Raw genomic sequence first — 19,317 nt, 5'->3', positions numbered from 1 at the left:
TGGATCGGCTATTAGAAGTTTTCCGATTTACTTTTTGAGTCCAAAGAAAAACCCGGCGGAAAGGTCAGCCGGGCAATAAAAAGGTGATTTTTAACGGTCAATGCTTGTTTTACTGTCTGTTGCTGCAATGAATTCCTTAACCTTTGTAAACTCCTCATATAGAAGCAATAGTGTATCTCCCGGCACCGATAATTCCCAGGCCTTACGGAAAGCTTCAAGCTCTTCCGGGACGATATGTATTTTTTCACGCTGAATATAGTGAAGCGCGGCTTTCTCGAGAAGAAAAGCGGCCTCAAGCGGTTTTCGTCCCCTTAAATCACTATCCTCCTTGATCACGAACAAATCAGTTTGACTAGCTGATATTTTTCCCATTTCCATAATATCGCTGTCTAGCCTGTCACCCGGCGCGGAAAGGACCGTAAGCAGCCTGTTTTTTTTCAGTGCTGCCACTGTACCGAAAACAGCTTGGAGTCCGGCGATGTTATGGGCATAATCAACAATTACATTTCTGCCCTTTATTTCAAGTATATTAAAGCGTCCTTTTGAATAACGAAAGTCCGGAATAAAAGTCAGCGACTTTTCTTTAAGAATTTCAAGTTCCGCTCCCTGAGATTTTGCCGCTGCAAGTGCCTGAAGGAGATTAGCAATATTGTGGCGTGCACTTCCTTCAATTGTAACAGGAATTTCAGCCGCAGGCAGAAACCGAACCAGTTCCCCTCCAATTTCAGCGTGAATTATCCATCCGTCATCATTTAAAAACCAGGCCGGATTTCCATTGGTAATGGACTGTTGAATATGTTCATTTTTTTCGTTCAATGAAGTGAAAATAACCTGACCTTTCGTATATTCCGCCATTTTGGCCACTTCCGGATCATCGGCATTCAAGATACTGTGCCCTTCGTCAATTACCACCTCAGTGATTAAGCGCTTTAACTTAACAAGCTGTCCAAATGTATCAATTCCATCCAAACCGAGGTGATCCTCGTCCACATTGGTAACAACTGCAGCATCACAGTGCCGGAAAGCAAGCCCTTCACGCAGCATCCCGCCCCGGGCTGTCTCAAGAACAGCAAGATCAACAGCGGGGTTTGCAAGAACTTTCCGCGCACTGATTGGCCCGCTGCAATCACCTTCATCGATGCAGCGGTTCCCGATATAGACTCCGTCCGAATTCGTCATTCCAATTGTTTTTCCAGGGCCTTCGAGTAAGTGCTTGATTAGCCTTGTAGTTGTTGTCTTTCCATTAGTCCCGGTCACCGCGATGACTGGTATTGCCGCTTCTCCTCTGCTGTTAAACAAATGTTCGACAATTGCTTTTCCAGCGTTACGACTTTTCCCTTTGCTAGGATAATGGTGCATTCTGATGCCAGGTGCCGCGTTAACTTCAATAATCACAGAATTGGCTGGATCGAAAGGCTTGGAAATATCCTTGCTGATAAAATCAATCCCAGCTACATCAAGACCTACCGCCATGGCTGCATTCACAGCAATTTCAGCCACTTCAGGATGGACTTCTTCCGTAACATCGATTGCCTGGCCACCTGTCGAGAGATTGGCGTTGCCTACCACTTGGACGACCTGTCCTTTCTCTGGGATTGAATCTAGCGAAAGATCGAACTTCTCGAGAAAACACGAAACAGTGTAATTCAGTGGGATTTTTGTCATAGGCTTTTCATGCCCTTCCCCCCGCAGCGGATTTGTATTCTCAATGGCAATCAGTTTCCGGATGCTGTCTTGTCCATTTCCGATGATAAACGGGGGTATTCTCATGCTCGCCGCCGCCAGTTTTTTTCCTACAACCAAAAGGCGGTAATCATTGCCTTCATAATACTTTTCAACAATGTAATCTTTCACATGTTTGTCCAGGCAATTAACGACATTAAACAGTTCATCCCTGTTCATGATGTTCGTAATCACGCCCTGTCCCTGCCTGCCGCTCAACGGTTTAACAACAAGAGGATAGCCAATGCTTTTGGATGCCTTGAATATTCCACTCAACTCAGTCACTGCTTCGCCTTTTGGAACAGGGAGACCGCAGCTTTGAAGGATGTCCTTGGTTGCTTGTTTGTCACATGAATTTTCCACTGCCAAAAAGGGGGTCTCACTTGTGATGGTTGCTTGGACCCACTTCTGTTTTGAGCCGGTGCCAAGTCTTAGAAGGCTGTCTTTTCTAACCCTTTCAGCAGGGATTTTCATGGCCAATGCAGCCTCGTAAATTGCCTCAGTGCTTGGCCCGAGCTTATTTTCATAATACGCAGTGCCCAGAGTTGCGACACTGCCTGATATATCCGGGGCAGCTTTTCCACTTTTTAATATTTTGCCAGCAATGTCCATTGCTAACTCAAATGCCAAAAAGCCGGATTTTTGTTCCTTATATTCATACGTAACGTAATATATGCCTTTTTCGCCGCCAGTAATGGTTTTGCCATGCTTTACATCTATCCCTGCCATTATCTGCAGCTCGATCGCCATATGCTCCAGAATATGCCCCATCCAAGTACCTTCCCGAAGGCGCTCCGCAAAACCTCCTTCATACCCTCTTGAACAAGTATGCTTCGCCAATCCAGGAAGAATTTCCAACAGTTTATCGGCAAACCCGGGTATTTTACTTGAAGGCTGAAACTCAAGTTCTTCGAGATCAAGTTCAATCCAAATCATCGGCCTGTAATTGAAGTAGTTCGGTCCTCTCAAATATCTGACACGATTGATTTTCATTTAAGCTCCTCTTTCCCCGACAGTATTTTCCTAGAAGTCAGATCAAAGCTGTAGCCGCTGGTTAGTGTATGCAGCTTAAAATCGGTAATGGTCATCTCTTCTCCGCCTCTTTCCGTCTTTACAGAATCGACAAGAGTGCCGCTGTTTCCATCAATGACAAATACCTGATGTTCTCCTATTACTTTAAATTTATTTTCGCTTACCAAAATGGCAGTATTTTCATCTATTCCAATACCCATCAGTTCTTTATTTTCAGCAACAGCCCCAATCAAACGGCCAAATCGCCCACGCTGGGAAAAATGCTGGTCGATCAAAAGGCTGTCGACGAACCCAAAGCCTTTGCCCATTTCTATGAAAAGGTGGTCATCATTACTCTTCATCTCGGAATAAATAATCATTGTCTTCCCCATGATTGATGCTCCCGCACTTGTTCCTCCTATCAGCATTCCCGATCTCCACCTTTCTGTTAGAAGACGATGCAAGGAAGTCCCTCTGATAAAATCGGACAGCCTTTTTTGGTCTCCGCCGGTAATAAAAAGTGCTGATAATTCTGAAACAGCATCGAGAGTTGATTGTGTCTCGGCCTTTGCCTTAGATGATGCATCTATAACAATAAGATCCTCCGCACCAAGCGAACTGAAGACCTTTTTATAATCGCTGCTCACTTGTTCCGGAATCTTTGAAGCGGCTGGCAGAATACCTACAGGGCCAGGCATTTTTTTAGAAAGCTTAATGAATGCTGCGAGGATGTCTCCCTTTTTGCATTTTTCTTCATTGCCGCCAATGATCAGCAGATCCCCTGTTTTCATTTTTATAACGACACCTTTCCTGCTCCTTCTGATTTCATCTAATCGCGATACAGTCTACCGCAAACCAGTAACTGCCAATTTTATCAATACTACATTATGTTTTGCCACTTGCAGTCTGTCTTTATACCTAAAAGATGGTTCGATTATGAGCTAGTTTTCATTCGGGGTATAGCGGGTACGGTAAGGATAAGCATATAAAAAGAGGAGGTATAGATATGGGTGCCAAAAAAGGAAAAAATAACGACTCGTTGGAACAAGCCAAAAAGAAAGCAGCAACAAGGATATAGAACCTGAACGTGAACCAGAAAAGCCGCAGGAGGAAAACAGAACAAACAGCTAATACGTTCGTGTATTTCTATAAAATTAGGATTACGGGGTGATTTCCGATGAAGGAAAAAGAAAAATACACAGACAGAAAGGCCCAGAATGGAATGGACAACTCTGAGCAGTTTACAACGGACAACAAAACCCTTCACGAGATGTTTGAAGAAGAACAAACAGTAGACCCTATCCCGCTGGAGGATTTGAAGGAAGAGCAGCGTGAAGAAAAGAAAGGGCGGCATTCAAAAGATACGTCCTCTTCTGAAAAAAAATACAATATGGATTTCGACAATAACTTGTAATTGTCATGCCCTTGGTCAAGGGCATGTTTTTTTACAAAACAAGGAATAATGGAACATATCACTTGCAAGGAGGAATTCGCATGAATGATTCATTAAAACAGAAAGTTCTATCAGTACTTGAAGGAAATAGAGTAGGCTCGCTCGCCACTATTAAAAACAATAAACCTCATTCCCGCTACATGACCTTTCTCAATGAAGGGCTGACTCTTTACACACCAACAACAAAAGACACTTACAAAACTGAAGAGATCGAAACAAATCCAAATGTCCATATCCTTCTTGGCTATTTCGGAGAAGGAATGGGGGATGCCTTTGTAGAAATACAGGGGACAGCAGAAATAAAGGAAGACCAGGATTTAAAATCGAGAATCTGGAATGAGCACATGGAAAAATGGATCAAGAGTCCTGATGATCCTGACTATATCGTTTTGAAAATACAGGCGGAAACAATCCGGCTAATGAACGATCAGGATGCGCCAAAAACCTTAAATTTAAAAGAGATGGAATGAGTGATGAAAAAGGAAGCGCTTCCGTTTGGCGCTCCCTTTTTAAAAATATTAAAATTTCTCGCGAGTAACCGTTTCCGCCCCAGTTTTGTAATAAAATTGGTGCCGAAAATCCTTGCGCAGATATATTATTTGTCGTAAGCTAATGATAGAAAACAATGTAACGAAAGTTTGAGCTGAGGCTCTCTATTTTTTAGAGTCTCATGTGAAGCTTTTCACATTCTAATCATTATATACATGAAAGAGGGATTTACCATGGGGAAACCAAAGATAGTCATTCTCGGCGGAGGATATGGCGGGTTGATCGCGAGCAGGAAACTTGAAAAAATGTTAAAGAACGGCGAGGCTGAAGTTACCCTCGTCAACAAGCACGAATACCATTATATTGCCACACAACTGCATAAAACTGGAGCCGGCACCGCCGCGGACGATAAAATCACCATGAACATCCCGGATTTGCTGAAAACAAATAAGGTTACTTTCAAGAAAGCAACAGTAGAATCTGTTGATTGTGAAAAGCGCCAAGTAGGTCTTCAAAACGGCGAGAAGCTTTCATACGATTATCTGCTGATCGCCCTTGGATTCGATGTCAACACGTTCGGTATCCCGGGAATTGAGGAACATGCTTTTAAAATCAAAAGCTTTAAGACAACAAAAGCGATTTACCACCATATCATCAAACAGTTTGATGCCTACAAAGAAGACAAGGATCCTTCCCGCCTTACCTTTGCAGTCGCTGGTGCAGGATTCACTGGCGTTGAACTAGTCGGTGAACTCATTGAAGCCATTCCTGCTCTTTGCAAAAAATTTGATGTCCCTGTTGAAAAGACAAGGATCGTAAATATTGAGGCCTCCCCAAGCGTATTGCCTGGATTTGATAAAGAAGCAATCGATTTTACAACGAAATTTGTGAAGAAGAATGGTGTTGAACTAATGACTTCCACAAAAATCCTTGAGTATAATGCCATTTCAATCAAGCTTGATAATGGATCAGAGGTTCCTTCGAGAACCCTAATCTGGTCTGGCGGCGTAAGAGGCAATGTCATTCTTGAATCACTTGGCCTTCCCCTCAACAGGGGCCGGATTGAAGTTGACCAATATTTAAGGGTTGCAGGAACGGAAAATATATATTGCATCGGTGACGCTGCCTATTTCAAGAAGAATGAAACTTCTTCTCTTCCTCCAACAGCCCAGGTTGCAATCCAACAGGCAGAAACTTGCGCACCTAACCTGGTTGCAGCTATTCGTGGAGAGGCGCAAAAAGCGTTTGAATACCATCATAAAGGCACAGTAGCCTCCATTGGAACAATGGCTGCTGTAGGAAAAGTATTCGGCTTTAAAATATCCGGCCTGTTTGCTGCTTTTATGAAACAAGTTATTGAAGCACGCTATTTGTTTGTCCTTGGCGGACCTTCTCTTGTATTAAAGCAGTTTGCCAAAACAAGCAAACCGTACCACCAGGTAGCCGTACAAGAAAATAAATAAAATAAAACAGGCCCCAAATGGGGCCTTAGGCTGTCGAGAAAGTCTCGGCAGCTTTTTAAAATAAATACACTACAATATATTGTGGTTTATTAGGTTAATATCTATATATTGGTCCGAGAGATAATAAAACTTCAAAAACTCCCATTTTCAAAATCAGTAATAATAAATAGGGGGTTACTCTACAATCTGAGGCCCCAAATGGGGCCTGTTTATTTGTATATAGATGAAGTTATTCCGGTTATCCGTTTCCAGCTGTTGCGGTTTGACCAGGTGGCCTTTCCCCATTCTGGAGATCACGAATGCTTAACCCAAAATTCATTTGGAGGTGAGGATAATCTTTAAATCGAATCCAATCTCCTCCCCATTCAAATCCAAGTGACTTCGCTATGCTGACCACCTCCATCCAGTCCGACTGGCTGTTCCCATTCCCGTCATAATCCATATCCCAGAGAGTTTGCCCGTTACCTGATTGCAATGCAAAATCTATTGCAAGCCCGAAGTTATGGAAAGACTCTCCACCCTTTGCATGGGTAACTACCTTTCCATCCGCCGTTCTTCCTTTCTCATAAAGCTGTTCCTGCTCCTCGAAGCTTCTGAAATCATCCGTAATAACGATAACAATTCCTTTATCCGCAGCTTTTTGAACAAGCTCCTCTGCTTTTTCGGCAACCTCTGGATGAAGGCCATCCGGCAGCGGAGCATCCTTGGTTACCGGTGAAGGGGTGGAATATAAAAACTCTATATACAGGAAGATTACTGCCCCTATTAATAAAAACGTAAGCAGCTTTGAAGATTGTTTCCATTTCATATTGAATATCCCTTTCATTCGGCCTTTTCTTAAACTATACTACGTAAACTGCCCATGGAGGGTTTCACAAAAGTGCCCGGCAGCAAAAAACTGCCAGGCATTAACCTTCACTGAAACGGGTTGTAGAAACTGTTTTAATCAAAATGAATTTCTTCCATTATTCTCTGTGCAATTTTATCGTATCCCCTATCGTTTAGATGAAGGGAGTCACTGAAGTAAGTTTTTTTGTCTTTCCCCTTAAATAAATCGTTAGTCTGGATATAATGAATCCGGGAATCGCCTTTCACAAGGGAGAGAGTAGCCTCATTTCATTGATCAAAAATACGCTCATATTTCTGTTCGTCTGGATAGGGATTATACAATCTCAGAAGCAGGATGGGAGCATAGCTATTCTCTGCTTTAACTAATTCAAGAATGGTGTCCAGATTTTCATTGAACACTTTTTTTCCTGCAGCAATCCTTTCACTCCTCAACGGATTCACATCCCCTCCATTGCTGTTGATCAGGTCATTTGTACCGATAAAGACAAGCACATAATCCGCCTCATCCAGCCGCTCGCTAATTCTCACATCTGAAAGCTGCTTCAGTATGCCCGATGACTCAAGCCCGTATATACCTTCATTTTTATACCGGAATACTTCGTCTTTATGCTTTTGATTCAGTTTTGTCTGAAGGGCGTCAATATATCCGGAACCTTTCTCATCTCCGTAACCGTATGTCAGAGAATCACCGAATACCATGATCAGCCGTTCGTTATCACTTTTTGCAGCCTTTTTTTCATACACGGTGCGTGCCGCCAGCACTCCCAACAATAAAAATACGAATATAATCATCAATTTATGTTTTTTTTCATGGCAAACCCTTTCTGTTTCATTTAATCCTTTTTTCCCCTTTAAGGGACGGTGTTGAAACACCGGCTCCTTCTAATGGAATAAAGGACAGGAAGGATTGCTGTAAAAACATTACAGTGTGACTTTATGCCGGTCGACTGTTCCAATCTGACACTTTACACCTCTTGCTATTTCCTCAAGCAGCAGTTCCAGCCCAATCATTGTCAAAGACCCTAAATTCGCATACCGTTTTTTCACTTCCCACTTCAATTCATTCTTGCCGCAAATACTATGCCTGTTGAAATCAGCTACTTCCTCCCGGATCATTTTAAGAGCAGCACTACGCTCACCTTCAGGCAATAGGATAATTTGATCTATTCTTTCGATAAATTCCAGTGATTTTTCAATTTTATGTTTGATTTCACGATAGTCTTTTTCTTCAATCAATCCGTATTTCGACTTGAATTCATTCAATTTAGCTGCTGAATGGTAGGTAGCTTTTACAATTCCATCCCTTGTCATTTGTTCCGTTTCATAGCTTAGCATATACTTCCATGATGGCTGCAGCATCGCTTGGCGGAAGTCTTCAAGCTTATGATAAATTTTCTTATATCCAAACTTGTTCGGATTCTCAAATGCCGGGCTCCCTGGATCGAGGAATGGTGAAAGAGGCGCTACAAAATAAGAAATCTTTGAACTTTCATCGCATTTTTTGTGAATCTCTTCACAAAAATCAATATTGTTCAAGGCACTTTCATAAGTTTGGCCCGGAATACCAACCATAAAAAATAAATCGATTTTTGCGCAACCATTTTTTAATGCACTTTTTAATGTCTCAATTACCTTCTTGTTCGTACATGGAAGTTTTCCATTCATACGCCGTAGCTCTTCATCTGAAGACTCCAATGTGAGTTCAATGCTGTACTTCGGAATCGCCTTATGCAGACGCTCAAAAAATGCATCATCTGCTGACTGGAAGAGCTCAAAGACGATTTCATCCTTTACTTCCATTTTTTCAAGACCTGATAAAAACTCCTCCACATAGGCAGGGCCTCCCTGGCGAATATCATTCAGCAAAAAAATCGGCGCCCTGCTGAAGCGCTGAATGAACGCAATGTCTTCGACCAGTTTTTGCGGGGACTTCATGACGATTTTTTTCCTATTGCAGTTCAGGTCATAAGCATCCCTACCCCCTCCGCAAATCAGGCAGTTATACGTGCAGCCCTTTGAGGTCAAAAGAGCTGTATTCGGATATTGGAGCCAGCCTTTATAAGGAAGAGGATCCAGAAGGTTCATGTATTTAAACACAGACCTGATTATATATTTGTAGCCAGGGAAATCGAATTCATCCAGATTGTCCGGAACATATGTAAGCGGGTTGTAACACGCCTTTCCTTCGTTCTTCCATGTCAGGTTTGGGATCTCCTCAAACTCATTTCTGTTCTGTTCAAGGCGATTAAGAAGCATGAGCAAAGGTTTTTCAGTTGTATCCCCTCGCATGACAAAATCGACCGACGGGTATTCTATCAGTTCCTTATGAAAATAAGTTGAGGACAGCCCCCCAAATATAACTGGTGTATCGGGATGAAGCTTTTTCACAATTTTAGAGAGTTCAATGCTCCCATGCGCATGAGGCAGCCAATGCAAATCAATGCCGAATGCTTTCGTGCGTATCTTTCCTAGTTTTTTCTCCACATCAAAGTCAGGGTCAAGAAGCATCCGGTTGGCAATATTGATGATTTTTACCTTTAAGCCAAATCTTTCGAGATAATCCCCTAGGCTTGTCAAGCCAATCGGATACATTTCAAAGACTGGAGAAGATGGGACAACATCGCTAATCGGCCCTGTAAAAACCATTTCCTTTCGAAAATCATAAACCGTTGGTGGATGCAAAAGTACTAGGTCGTATATCATTCAATCACCCTCTCAAAATGATAGGAAATAAATTCCCTAAATTTACTATACTACGATTAAGGAGGGCTTTTGTGAACACTCTTGGAATAATAACTGCCTATGTGTCAGCGAAATGGCAAATTTCGCAATCCATTAACATCTTTGTCATTTTTATTTTCATTTGAAAGAATATTAAAAAGATATTGTCGAATTGCCGATAAACATGTAAAATTTTTCTAAGAAAACACTTTGGCGGTGAATATGTGGAAATAACACGGCATTTATTATTTAATCTCTCATTATTGATGATTTATGTGTATTTTTCACACATGTGGACCGAAAGACAAAATACCATCAGCCTCTCCAGAAGGGGAATTGCACTTTTTTACATCGCAGGAACCGTCATTAGTTTGGCATTCCCCTTTAAACTTTCATGTTCCCTCCACTTGGACATGGGACTTATCCCGGTCATTCTTGGCGGACTCTACGCAGGTCTTGGCCCACAGCTCGCACTCTTTACAATGGTTGCAAGAGGAGTATATGGCCTTGATACTAGCTTTGTTCTGCAATGCCTCCAATATTTTATCATTGGTCTCGCTTTGTGGAAGTTATATCCTTGGTTCTCAAAACAAAAACTTAAATTCCGGATACAGTTCGCGGTGGGTTTTTGCGCGGCTACATCTCTATTGACAATGATCTCTTTGGAAATCTCTACGCCTGTTTCCCATAGTTTGGAGGTCTGGCTTGCCTATTTGATTATCCTTCCGATTGGAACATGTTTAATTGCTTATTCAATCGAGTTTGTCAGAAAAAATCTTTTGCTTCGAAAACATTTAATCAAAACAAAAAAACTGGAAGTTGTGGAGCAGATGGGCGCCGCCATTTCCCATGAAATTCGCAATCCGCTGACAGCTGCCAATGGCTTCGTACAGCTGCTGCTGGAGGATAACGTGAACACTTCCAAAACGAAGGAATATCTCTCATTAGTAAAAGGAGAACTGGAGTCGGCAGAAAGAGTCATCCAGGATTATTTGACCTTTTCCAAGCCGGCAATGACTGAAGTCGAGGAATTAAATGTAAAGCATGAATTATCCCATGTCCTTGCCATCATTCAGCCTATGGCCAACAAAAACTCTGTGGAAATATCAGTCAACTTTGCTGCCGTGGGTTTTATCGCGGGAGACAGGCAAAAATTCCGACAATGCTTTTTAAATGTATTTAAAAACGCAATTGAAGCCATGCCTTCTGGAGGACGACTGACCATCGAAACACAGTTCACTCCATCCCGTGTCATAGTCCTTGTTGCCGATACGGGCATTGGAATGACAAAAGATCAGCTTGAACGGCTGGGTGAGCCTTATTATTCAACAAAGGAGGGCAAAGGAACAGGGCTCGGGATGATGGTTGTCTACAGCATCGTAAGGGCTATGAAGGGAACGCTTAAAGTGGAAAGCAGGAACGGTGGTGGCACCACCTTCCACTTCTCTTTTCCTTCAAGAAAAGATAATCGTTTATAAGCTTTATAGAATCATATATGATTCTATAAAAAACATTTCAAAAATAAATGGCATGAGGGGAAACTATGGATGCAAAAAGTAACGTTTTATCAGATCAAAGAGCGAAGGGAATCATCCTCGTCATCATTGGCGCAGCACTTTGGGGAATATCAGGGACTGTTGTTCAATACTTGTTCGAAGACTATGGAATCAGCACTGCCTGGCTTGTTGATGTAAGGCTGTTGGCGTCAGGGGCGTTGCTTCTCTTTTATTCCCGTTTCTCAGAAAACAGGGATATATGGAAGATTTGGAAAGACCGCAAGCATCTCCCTGGGTTACTTGTATTTGGCCTAGTCGGAATGCTTGGCGTCCAGTATACATTTTTTTCTGCTATTGAGTACGGTAATGCCGCATCAGCAGCAGTACTGCAATATTTGGCACCCGTTATTATCGCTTGTTATCTTGCTGCCCGCTCAAAAGCCTGGCCTTCAGGACTTGAAATTCTTTCGGTCATCCTCGCTATAATGGGCACTTTCCTTCTTGTGACCGGTGGAAATATTGGCCGGATGGCCATTTCAGTCCCTGCTCTCGCATGGGGTATTGCTTCAGCATTCTCGCTTGCTTTTTATACACTGCAGCCAGGAAAACTTCTGTCTAAATGGGGATCGGTATATACAGTCGGATGGGGAATGATGATTGGAGGTATTGGTTTCAGTTTTATCAATCCTCCATGGGAATATTCTGGTGGCTGGTCTTTAAATTCTATCATCGCCATCATTTTTGTTGTCCTGTTCGGCACCCTCATAGCCTTTTACTGCTACATGGAAAGCTTAAAATTTATCTCCGCTTCTGAAACAAGCCTTCTTGCAAGCGTTGAACCACTTTCTGCAGCATTCTTAGCCGTCATCTGGCTTGACGTTTCTTTTGGTCCAGCTGAATGGATCGGTACGCTGTTCATCCTCAGTACAATCATCATATTATCGAAAAAGAAGGCATAGAAAAAAGGCGGTGTTTTACCCGCCTTTTTCTATGCTATCAGGAAACTTCTTTCTTACTCTCCACCGAATATTCCTGCTCCCAGTATTCCGCATTCTTGATTCCAAGCTTAGTGGAATTGAAGACAGGATCAAGTCCCTGCTTTTTTTGCTGTTCATAATCCTTCAGTGCAATTAACGCAGGCTTTGCCAGAAGAAGAATTGCAATTAGGTTTATCCACACCATCAGACCCAGACCAACGTCTCCAAGAGCCCATGCGAGATTTGCTGTTTTGACAGCACCATAGAAAGTAGCACCAAGGATTACTATTTTCAGCAGGAACATTGGCAGCCTGCTATCTCTGCCTTTTGTAAGATAAGCGATATTCGTTTCAGCGATATAATAATAGGCCATGATGGTTGTAAATGCAAAGAAGAACAAGGACACTGCTACAAATCCTGCTCCAAATCCAGGTAATGCTGTCTCAATCGCTGCCTGTGTATAGGCCGGTCCTTCAGCAACACCAGGAAGGTTCTCTACAATGAATGTTTTTCCATCGGGCCCGACTGTATTGAATGAGCCGGTGAACAGGATCATGAAGGCGGTTGCAGAACAGACAAACAATGTATCGATGTAAACTGAAAATGCCTGTACAAGCCCTTGTTTTACAGGGTGGGATACTTCAGCAGCAGCGGCAGCATGTGCACCTGTTCCCTGTCCCGCTTCATTGGAATAGATTCCCCGCTTTACTCCCCAGGCAATCGCGCTTCCGACAATTCCGCCAAACATTGAATCGGCCGCAAAGGCGCTTTTGAAAATTAACGCAAATACTGCCGGAAGTTCCCCTACATTCATCCCGACAATAATCAATGAAACGAGAATATATCCAAGTGCCATAAATGGAACAACGTATTGGGCGACTGTCGCAATCCTTCTGATTCCTCCAAAAATAATACCACCAAGAAGCAAGACAAGGAAAACTCCAGTTACAGCCTTGCTGACTCCGAATGCATTATCCATGCCTACTGCAATGGAATTGGACTGGATGCCTGGCATTAAAACGCTCATAGCCAGCAGCGCCGATGTGGCGAAAAGAACAGCGAACCATTTTTTCCCGATGCCTTTTTCAATATAATAAGCTGGTCCGCCCCGGTAAATCCCACCCTGCTTCACTTTATAAATTTGTGCCAGCGTGGATTCAATGAAGGCACTTGAGGCACCGATAAATGCAATAGCCCACATCCAAAAGACAGCGCCCGGTCCGCCCATCGCAATCGCTGTGGCTGTTCCTGCAATATTTCCTGTCCCGACACGGCCGGAAAGAGCAATGGATAAGGCCTGGAAGGATGAAACCCCAGCATCGGAACTTTTCCCATGAAACATTAGCTTGATCATGTCTTTAAAGTGCCTGACTTGCAGGAATCTGGTCAGTATGGAAAAAAGCAGTCCAACGCCAAGGCAAGTATAAATGACTGGTGTGCTCCATAAAACATCGTTTAGAGCTTTGACAAAGTTCTCCAAGAAAATCCCCCTAATATTTAAAGTTTTTTGTCTATTTTGAATTATAAGTTATAAAACGAAATTACACAACAAAAAACCTATCTCTGTTATAAAACAGTTTACCACATTTACAAAACCACTACAACAGAAACCAGCAGGAATAACCGCCGGGTTTTGTCATTCTAATTTAATTACAGCTTAATATCACTTATTTCGATCCGTTTCCTTTACGATCCCGCTGCCATCAGTTTCAATATCAGCTTCTTCACGTTTCATATTTTTCTTCACTTGCTCTGTTTCCTGCACTTCACGTTTACCAATTACATGCTCTTCCTTTACCACAGGACGCTTAGTGACTTCCACTTTTTCTTCCATTATTGGTACCCAGATTGTTTCATCTCCATCAAGGATAGCTCCGGTCCCAGTGTCATCTTCATTAACCGTACGTCTTTCTACATAGACTTCTTCGCGTGACAGGGACATTAACCGTTTTTTGTTCTTCTACAATATCCTTGCACTTGAACTTCGCCAGCCTTAACGCGGTCTTTGGTGACATCAATCCCTTAGCCTTAGAGATTGCTCCGAATCAGTTTCGGCATCCCTTTGGGCGTTCAAGAATTAAATTCATTATCAGTTCTTCGCATCCTGTCGGCCCCGCATCATATACATATGCAGGATTATAGTGAACCGCCAATGGGATCACCTCCACATCTTCCAAGTAATAGTGCTAGGATACCAAGTTTAGTTCCATTGATTACATTATCAGAAAATGGTATCCTGTTATAAATTCAAATTATCTATTTTATCAATGGTTTTGAATCGTTTTTATTGATTGAGGTGATTTCAAAAATGGATTTGCACCAGCTTTATGTTTTTTCAAAAGTGGTTGAGCATAAAAGTTTCTCTAAAGCCGCCGAGGATATTTTCCTAAGCCAATCTACTGTTAGCTCACATGTCCAGGCACTTGAAAAATCGCTGGACATTAAGCTGTTTGACAGGTTTGGAAGGGAAACTATCCTCACGCCACATGGCGAAAGGCTGTACCAATGGGCGCAAAAACTCCTGCTTCTTAAAGAGCAGGCACTTCTTGATGTTAAACAGGGGCTAATGGAATATAAAGGGGCAGTCAAGATTGCTGCAAGCTCCGTCCCTGGACAATTCCTGCTGCCGGCCATGATCAGGAAATTCCGTGCCGATTATCCGCTTGTGACCTTCCATATTCGTGTATCGCCATCAAGGACCGTTGCGGAAAAAGTACGAAATGGTTCGGTGGATTTTGGTATTCTCGGGGAAAAGTATGAGGATGATAAACTTCAGTACACACCTTTGCTGAAGGAAAAACTTGTATTGATTACTCCAATGGATATCCACATTGACGGCCCGGCATCTATACAAAAAATATTAGAATTCCCTTTTGTCATGCGGGATTCGGGTTCCGGGACGAACTCTATGCTTGAAAAACACTTGAAAAGGAAAGGTATTTCCAAGGACCATTTAAACATTTCAGCCTTCACCGATTCGGGACAAAGCCTTATTCAATTGGTGAAAGAGGGAATCGGTATTTCCATTGTTTCAGAAATTGCAGCAAGGCCTTACCAGGAGAACAAAATGATTCATATGTACAATATTGAAGACTTTACGGAGGAAAGGTACTTCTACCTTGCCTGCCATAAAGCAAGGACACTGTCAATGGCTTCCAAACTATTCATAGACAAAGCAGCGAGCCTTATTTAGGAAAAGGAAAAGGCAGCTACGGCGGCTGCCTTTTCTTTTATTTTTCTCCCCATTCCTGAGCCCATTTCGTGACGGCATCAATTACAGGCTCCATGGCATGGCCTTTGTCAGTCAGAATATATTCAATCCTGACAGGGGTTTCGTCATGTACCACTCTTGTTACGAGGTGCAGTTCTTCCAATTCTTTCAATCGTGCGGACAGCAGCCTTCCGCTAATGGGAATAGATGATGATATTTCCGTAAAGCGCTTCTTTCCCGCCAAAAGCTGAGTAATAATCAATCCGGCCCACCTTTTGCTCAACAGCTCCATGGCAGCCTCGAATTTAGGACATAAATCTGAATTTGAATGGTTTTCTTTCGATTTTTTCATATTTTTCACCCTCGTTTATCACTGTGAGAACGTTTAGTTATTTTTAATAACCTTGTTCCCTCATTATATATGAATAAACGAAGATGGACAAACGGTGCCTTTTTACCTGAAATTCTATGAATTTGAGCTAAAAAAGCCAAAACACCCGTTTAACGGAGTCCGCTGAGCAATGACCCACTGAAACCGACACATCTTATGGCAACGGACTCACTGGAATTTCCAGTCCATTGGAACCTGGACCATATTAGGCGAATTTTCTCATCCTTATAGAAAAAAGCCGCCGAAGCAGCCTTTTTTGAGTAAAATATCAATCTCCATCAAGCATGCGGAACACTCCACCGAGCATGCTTCCTTCATCCTTGTTGTGGGAACCGCCTTGAGGTGCCGCCGCAAAGACACGGCTTGCAAGCCTGCTGAACGGCAATGATTGAATCCAGACTGTGCCAGGCCCTCTCAATGTGGCAAAAAACAGACCTTCTCCGCCAAACAAGGCGGTCTTGACTCCCTTGACCATTTCGATGTTATAGTCCACTTCACTTGTCATCGCAACAAGACAGCCAGTGTCGACTCTCAATACTTCGCCGGGTGCGAGTACTTTTTTATGAATGGTCCCGCCTGCATGCACGAACGCCATTCCGTCCCCTTCAAGCTTTTGCATAATGAAGCCTTCCCCGCCAAAAAATCCAGCCCCAAGCTTGCGCTGAAACTCTATTCCTACCTCCACACCTTTTGCTGCCGCAAGGAATGCATCTTTTTGGCAAATGATTTTTCCACCAAGCTCGCTTAAATCCATCGGGACAATTTTGCCAGGATACGGCGAAGCGAACGAGGCGTGTTTCTTGCATTGACCTTCGTTTGTAAAAGCCGTCATAAACAAACTTTCCCCCGTCAGGAGCCGCTTTCCTGCTCCGAACAACTTGCCCATCAGGCCGCTTCCGCCAGAGCCGGAGCCATCACCAAAGATGGTTTCCATCCGGATTTCGTCTTCCATCATCATCAAGCTTCCCGCTTCCGCTATTACAGTTTCACCGGGATCCAGTTCCACTTCGACAAACTGCATGTCATCACCATGAAGTACATAGTCAATTTCATGATTATTCATATGTATTCCTCCATTTCACTTATTCAAAAAATGGTTTTCTCCCTCATTATACTCCTCAAATAAAGAAGCTGACAAAAAAACATTCGGTGACATATTAGCATTGAATGTATCAATCTTGAGTCTATGAAGCGATATTTTTATTTAATTTCAAGCTTTCAGCAAGCCAGTTCTTGCCTTCGACCAATCGGGTGACAAGCATCGCACAAACCGTATTGCCAGTTGAATTGAGCAAAGTAGCCGGCGCATCAATGATTGTACTGATAACCGCAATGATTGGAAGCGTTTCAGGAGGAAACCCGAACACACTCAATATCAGCATTTCACCAATCATCCCGCCTCCAGGGATCGCTCCCATAACAGCACCTACCAAAAAGGAAACAGCCAAAATACTTAAAATGCTGGACAGGCTTGACATATCTTTTCCAAACAGGCTGAAAAGAAAAACAATCTTCAAAACCCCGCCAAACACAGAACCATCTTTATGTGTATTCGCTCCTAGCGGGATGATTGTTTCAGCAATATCTTTAGGTACGCCCATTTTGCCGACTGCCTGCAGGTTAACCGGAATACACGCTGCACTGGAGCAGGTTGCGATAGCAGTCACAGATGGAGTAGCGGCATTTTTCCAAAACACCTTGATTCCGTCGCGGCCGCCTGCAATAAATGCATAGAGGGTGAAAAATCCAAAGAAGTAGATTACAGTAAGAATCATATATAGTATGAATGCTCTTGCATATCCCTCAAGAATTTGCGGTCCAAGCTCCCCAACCACCGAGGCAAAATAACAGCCCAATCCAATTGGGGCATAATACATGATAATCTGGACGATTTTCATCATGACAGCTGTTCCTGATGATAAGAACTCAGCGACAGGCTTGCCTTTTTCACCTACAAGTGAAGTCGACAGACCGAACAGCACTGAAAATACTATTAACTGAAGCATATTGCTTTTCGAGAAGAGATCGGCAAAATCCGGCACCGTAAAAGTCGCTACAAGCTGTGCCAGGAAAGAAACTTCTTCTGTTTTCTCATCCGGAGTGCCAGATTGATCCATCAGTTCCTTGATGGAGGATACATCTGCATTTCCTAAAGGGTCCATAATTGACGTTCCTGCAAAGCCAACAACTGCCGCAACAGCTGCTGTGGCAACAAATACGAGAAAAATGCTCCCCATAATCTTTCCAAGCCGCTTCATTCCATTCATGTTGGCAATTGCAGATGCAATGCTGAAAAACACCAATGGAACAATAATCATAAACATCAGGTTTAAAAATAAGTCACCAAAAGGTTTTACAATGACAGCTTTCGGGCCGAAATAAATCCCAGCCGCTCCGCCGGCCACGAGTGCCACCAATAAAAGAATGGTTGTCTGGTAACCTTTAAAAAAAGCTTTCAACTTGTTTCACTGCCTTTCATCTATAAAAGTAGGCTAAACTTATCGCTGATCCGGCAATAACAGCCCTTCGCCATTAAGGATCCGCCTATGTAAAAATGCCTATAATCCAGCATTGTTCAGCCACTAATTATAAGCTTAGGAGCATTGTATTGCAATAGACTTTCAAGCTTTCACAGAGGTTTGAATAGGGTAATGTCACAGAAAATTCTCAAAATATTCTTCGTATTTACAGCATGCCTACCTACCTTAAGTTGTAAAAACGATTGCGTTAATGAAATGAACAGTATGATTGCAAAAAAAAAGGGTACCAGCTCCCTGGCACCCCATTGCCCTATTCGAATTCACTGTATTCCGTCAAAGAATCCATATGGCTGGCAATCATTGCAATGATCGTTCCGGCCTCTTCTTTAGAAAAAATGAAATTGGACTCGTCTTTAATTAGCTCTTCATCTTCCGTCCATATCCGGTTGACCCTTCTCAGGACGCCGTCTCCGGTCTCCGTCAGGATACCGAACTGGTATGACACCTCGACTTCATCTTCATACATGACAGCCGTGACCTCAGGGGTTTCCCACTCTACCTCGACCTCTTCCATTAACGCATCCGAATCCCCAGCGAATTCTGCCATTTCATCGTCTTCATCAGCCTCGTCAAACTCGTAAAGGTCTGTATCGTCACTTTCCATATCCAGGTAGTCATGAAAGCCTTCATGGACAGAATCAATGATATCTTCAATATCAGGGAGCATGGTCCTGGAAGGCTGTTCAAAATCGAAATCATATGTTTCCATATAAAACTCTTCATTGTTAGGGTCAAAAAACAGTGTAAAGAAATACTCTCTTTCATTATCATCCGTCTCCACGAAGAACTCGATCCTTGGGTGTTTCGCACTTCGCTCTACTTGCATATGTCCTGCCTGATCATATTTATCACAAATGGATTGCAAACTATCTTGGAGTTCAGCAATTACCCTGTCAAACCATTCCATAGCCATTGGCATCCCTTCCTTTCGAGGATATCAATAATAGTGTCTCCCTCATTTAAAGATCTGCAACATGGCATTTACAACCAGATT

17 protein-coding genes are annotated in these 19,317 nt (G+C 42.8%); 6 read left to right on the top strand and 11 right to left on the bottom strand.

What is annotated here, in order from left to right:
* Positions 1–90 precede the first annotated feature (90 nt).
* Both cphA and D1970_RS02680 read right to left on the bottom strand, forming a co-directional pair.
* The gene (gene cphA / locus D1970_RS02685) at positions 91–2,715 is read right to left on the bottom strand and encodes a cyanophycin synthetase (protein WP_119111341.1); all 2,625 of its coding nucleotides are present in this window, start codon (positions 2,713–2,715) and stop codon (positions 91–93) included.
* The gene (locus D1970_RS02680; protein WP_119111340.1) at positions 2,712–3,524 is read right to left on the bottom strand and encodes a cyanophycinase; all 813 of its coding nucleotides are present in this window, start codon (positions 3,522–3,524) and stop codon (positions 2,712–2,714) included. Before D1970_RS02680 ends, cphA begins: the two co-directional genes overlap by 4 nt.
* Before the next feature lie 386 nt (positions 3,525–3,910).
* Here D1970_RS02680 and D1970_RS02670 point away from each other — a divergent pair, with 386 nt between their 5' ends.
* The 3 genes from D1970_RS02670 (at position 3,911) to D1970_RS02660 (ending at position 6,138) form a co-directional block, all read left to right on the top strand.
* On the top strand, positions 3,911–4,147 hold the full coding sequence (locus D1970_RS02670; protein ID WP_119111339.1) for a YczO family protein: 237 nt from the start codon (positions 3,911–3,913) through the stop codon (positions 4,145–4,147).
* An 80-nt stretch (positions 4,148–4,227) separates the two neighbouring features.
* Positions 4,228–4,656, top strand: coding sequence for a pyridoxamine 5'-phosphate oxidase family protein (locus D1970_RS02665; protein WP_119111338.1), 429 nt, complete (start codon positions 4,228–4,230; stop codon positions 4,654–4,656).
* Positions 4,657–4,908: 252 nt separating this feature from the next.
* Positions 4,909–6,138 carry an NAD(P)/FAD-dependent oxidoreductase gene (locus D1970_RS02660; RefSeq protein WP_119111337.1) on the top strand — a complete coding sequence of 410 codons (1,230 nt, stop codon included), beginning with the start codon at positions 4,909–4,911 and terminating at the stop codon, positions 6,136–6,138.
* A gap of 238 nt (positions 6,139–6,376) precedes the next feature.
* On the opposite strand, the gene D1970_RS02655 is transcribed toward D1970_RS02660, so the two are convergent.
* The 3 genes from D1970_RS02655 to D1970_RS02645 all read right to left on the bottom strand — a co-directional run bounded on the left by D1970_RS02655 (position 6,377) and on the right by D1970_RS02645 (position 9,690).
* Positions 6,377–6,946 (bottom strand): M15 family metallopeptidase, encoded by a 570-nt coding sequence (locus tag D1970_RS02655; RefSeq protein WP_119111336.1) that lies wholly within the window; start codon positions 6,944–6,946, stop codon positions 6,377–6,379.
* 308 nt (positions 6,947–7,254) lie between these two features.
* A complete protein-coding gene (locus D1970_RS02650; RefSeq protein ID WP_181213288.1) occupies positions 7,255–7,731 on the bottom strand; it encodes a GDSL-type esterase/lipase family protein in 477 nt (158 codons plus the stop codon).
* A 177-nt stretch (positions 7,732–7,908) separates the two neighbouring features.
* Positions 7,909–9,690, bottom strand: coding sequence for a TIGR04190 family B12-binding domain/radical SAM domain protein (locus D1970_RS02645; protein WP_119111334.1), 1,782 nt, complete (start codon positions 9,688–9,690; stop codon positions 7,909–7,911).
* Between the two features lie 242 nt (positions 9,691–9,932).
* On the opposite strand from D1970_RS02645, the gene D1970_RS02640 reads away from it, so the two are divergent.
* Together D1970_RS02640 and D1970_RS02635 are read left to right on the top strand one after the other, a co-directional pair.
* Entirely contained in the window at positions 9,933–11,186 is a 1,254-nt protein-coding gene (locus tag D1970_RS02640) for an ATP-binding protein (protein WP_119111333.1), read from the top strand.
* A gap of 65 nt (positions 11,187–11,251) precedes the next feature.
* On the top strand, positions 11,252–12,163 hold the full coding sequence (locus tag D1970_RS02635; RefSeq protein ID WP_119111332.1) for a DMT family transporter: 912 nt from the start codon (positions 11,252–11,254) through the stop codon (positions 12,161–12,163).
* Between the two features lie 37 nt (positions 12,164–12,200).
* On the opposite strand, the gene D1970_RS02630 is transcribed toward D1970_RS02635, so the two are convergent.
* Positions 12,201–13,661 (bottom strand): alanine/glycine:cation symporter family protein, encoded by a 1,461-nt coding sequence (locus D1970_RS02630; protein WP_119111331.1) that lies wholly within the window; start codon positions 13,659–13,661, stop codon positions 12,201–12,203.
* A gap of 183 nt (positions 13,662–13,844) precedes the next feature.
* Complete coding sequence (locus tag D1970_RS02625) at positions 13,845–14,123, bottom strand: YsnF/AvaK domain-containing protein (protein WP_119111330.1); 279 nt, start codon at positions 14,121–14,123, stop codon at positions 13,845–13,847.
* Positions 14,124–14,489: 366 nt separating this feature from the next.
* On the opposite strand from D1970_RS02625, the gene D1970_RS02620 reads away from it, so the two are divergent.
* On the top strand, positions 14,490–15,374 hold the full coding sequence (locus D1970_RS02620; protein ID WP_119111329.1) for a selenium metabolism-associated LysR family transcriptional regulator: 885 nt from the start codon (positions 14,490–14,492) through the stop codon (positions 15,372–15,374).
* Positions 15,375–15,411: 37 nt separating this feature from the next.
* Here D1970_RS02620 and D1970_RS02615 read toward each other — a convergent pair whose 3' ends face one another.
* From D1970_RS02615 to D1970_RS02600, 4 genes are all read right to left on the bottom strand, one after another.
* Positions 15,412–15,744, bottom strand: a complete 333-nt coding sequence (locus D1970_RS02615) for a winged helix-turn-helix transcriptional regulator (protein ID WP_119111328.1) — start codon at positions 15,742–15,744, stop codon at positions 15,412–15,414.
* Between the two features lie 307 nt (positions 15,745–16,051).
* Complete coding sequence (locus D1970_RS02610; RefSeq protein WP_119111327.1) at positions 16,052–16,846, bottom strand: TIGR00266 family protein; 795 nt, start codon at positions 16,844–16,846, stop codon at positions 16,052–16,054.
* Between the two features lie 121 nt (positions 16,847–16,967).
* Positions 16,968–18,242: a dicarboxylate/amino acid:cation symporter gene (locus tag D1970_RS02605; protein ID WP_119111326.1), complete on the bottom strand. Its 1,275-nt coding sequence runs from the start codon at positions 18,240–18,242 to the stop codon at positions 16,968–16,970.
* A 331-nt stretch (positions 18,243–18,573) separates the two neighbouring features.
* Positions 18,574–19,236: a hypothetical protein gene (locus D1970_RS02600; protein WP_119111325.1), complete on the bottom strand. Its 663-nt coding sequence runs from the start codon at positions 19,234–19,236 to the stop codon at positions 18,574–18,576.
* Between the last annotated feature and the right edge of the window lie 81 nt (positions 19,237–19,317).

It is taken from the genome of Mesobacillus zeae, from assembly GCF_003570705.1.
Taxonomy (GTDB): domain Bacteria; phylum Bacillota; class Bacilli; order Bacillales; family Cytobacillaceae; genus Mesobacillus_C; species Mesobacillus_C zeae.
This window is presented reverse-complemented; position numbering and strand designations above follow the sequence as displayed.

What these genes read in the sequence shown, in the direction of transcription:
- cphA (WP_119111341.1), bottom strand. Translation starts at nt 2,715, where the DNA reads ATGAAAATCAATCGTGTCAGATATTTGAGAGGACCGAACTACTTCAAT.
- D1970_RS02680 (WP_119111340.1), bottom strand. Translation starts at nt 3,524, where the DNA reads ATGAAAACAGGGGATCTGCTGATCATTGGCGGCAATGAAGAAAAATGC.
- D1970_RS02670 (WP_119111339.1), top strand. Translation starts at nt 3,911, where the DNA reads ATGAAGGAAAAAGAAAAATACACAGACAGAAAGGCCCAGAATGGAATG.
- D1970_RS02665 (WP_119111338.1), top strand. Translation starts at nt 4,228, where the DNA reads ATGAATGATTCATTAAAACAGAAAGTTCTATCAGTACTTGAAGGAAAT.
- D1970_RS02660 (WP_119111337.1), top strand. Translation starts at nt 4,909, where the DNA reads ATGGGGAAACCAAAGATAGTCATTCTCGGCGGAGGATATGGCGGGTTG.
- D1970_RS02655 (WP_119111336.1), bottom strand. Translation starts at nt 6,946, where the DNA reads ATGAAATGGAAACAATCTTCAAAGCTGCTTACGTTTTTATTAATAGGG.
- D1970_RS02645 (WP_119111334.1), bottom strand. Translation starts at nt 9,690, where the DNA reads ATGATATACGACCTAGTACTTTTGCATCCACCAACGGTTTATGATTTT.
- D1970_RS02635 (WP_119111332.1), top strand. Translation starts at nt 11,252, where the DNA reads ATGGATGCAAAAAGTAACGTTTTATCAGATCAAAGAGCGAAGGGAATC.
- D1970_RS02625 (WP_119111330.1), bottom strand. Translation starts at nt 14,123, where the DNA reads ATGTCCCTGTCACGCGAAGAAGTCTATGTAGAAAGACGTACGGTTAAT.
- D1970_RS02620 (WP_119111329.1), top strand. Translation starts at nt 14,490, where the DNA reads ATGGATTTGCACCAGCTTTATGTTTTTTCAAAAGTGGTTGAGCATAAA.
- D1970_RS02615 (WP_119111328.1), bottom strand. Translation starts at nt 15,744, where the DNA reads ATGAAAAAATCGAAAGAAAACCATTCAAATTCAGATTTATGTCCTAAA.
- D1970_RS02610 (WP_119111327.1), bottom strand. Translation starts at nt 16,846, where the DNA reads ATGAATAATCATGAAATTGACTATGTACTTCATGGTGATGACATGCAG.
- D1970_RS02600 (WP_119111325.1), bottom strand. Translation starts at nt 19,236, where the DNA reads ATGGCTATGGAATGGTTTGACAGGGTAATTGCTGAACTCCAAGATAGT.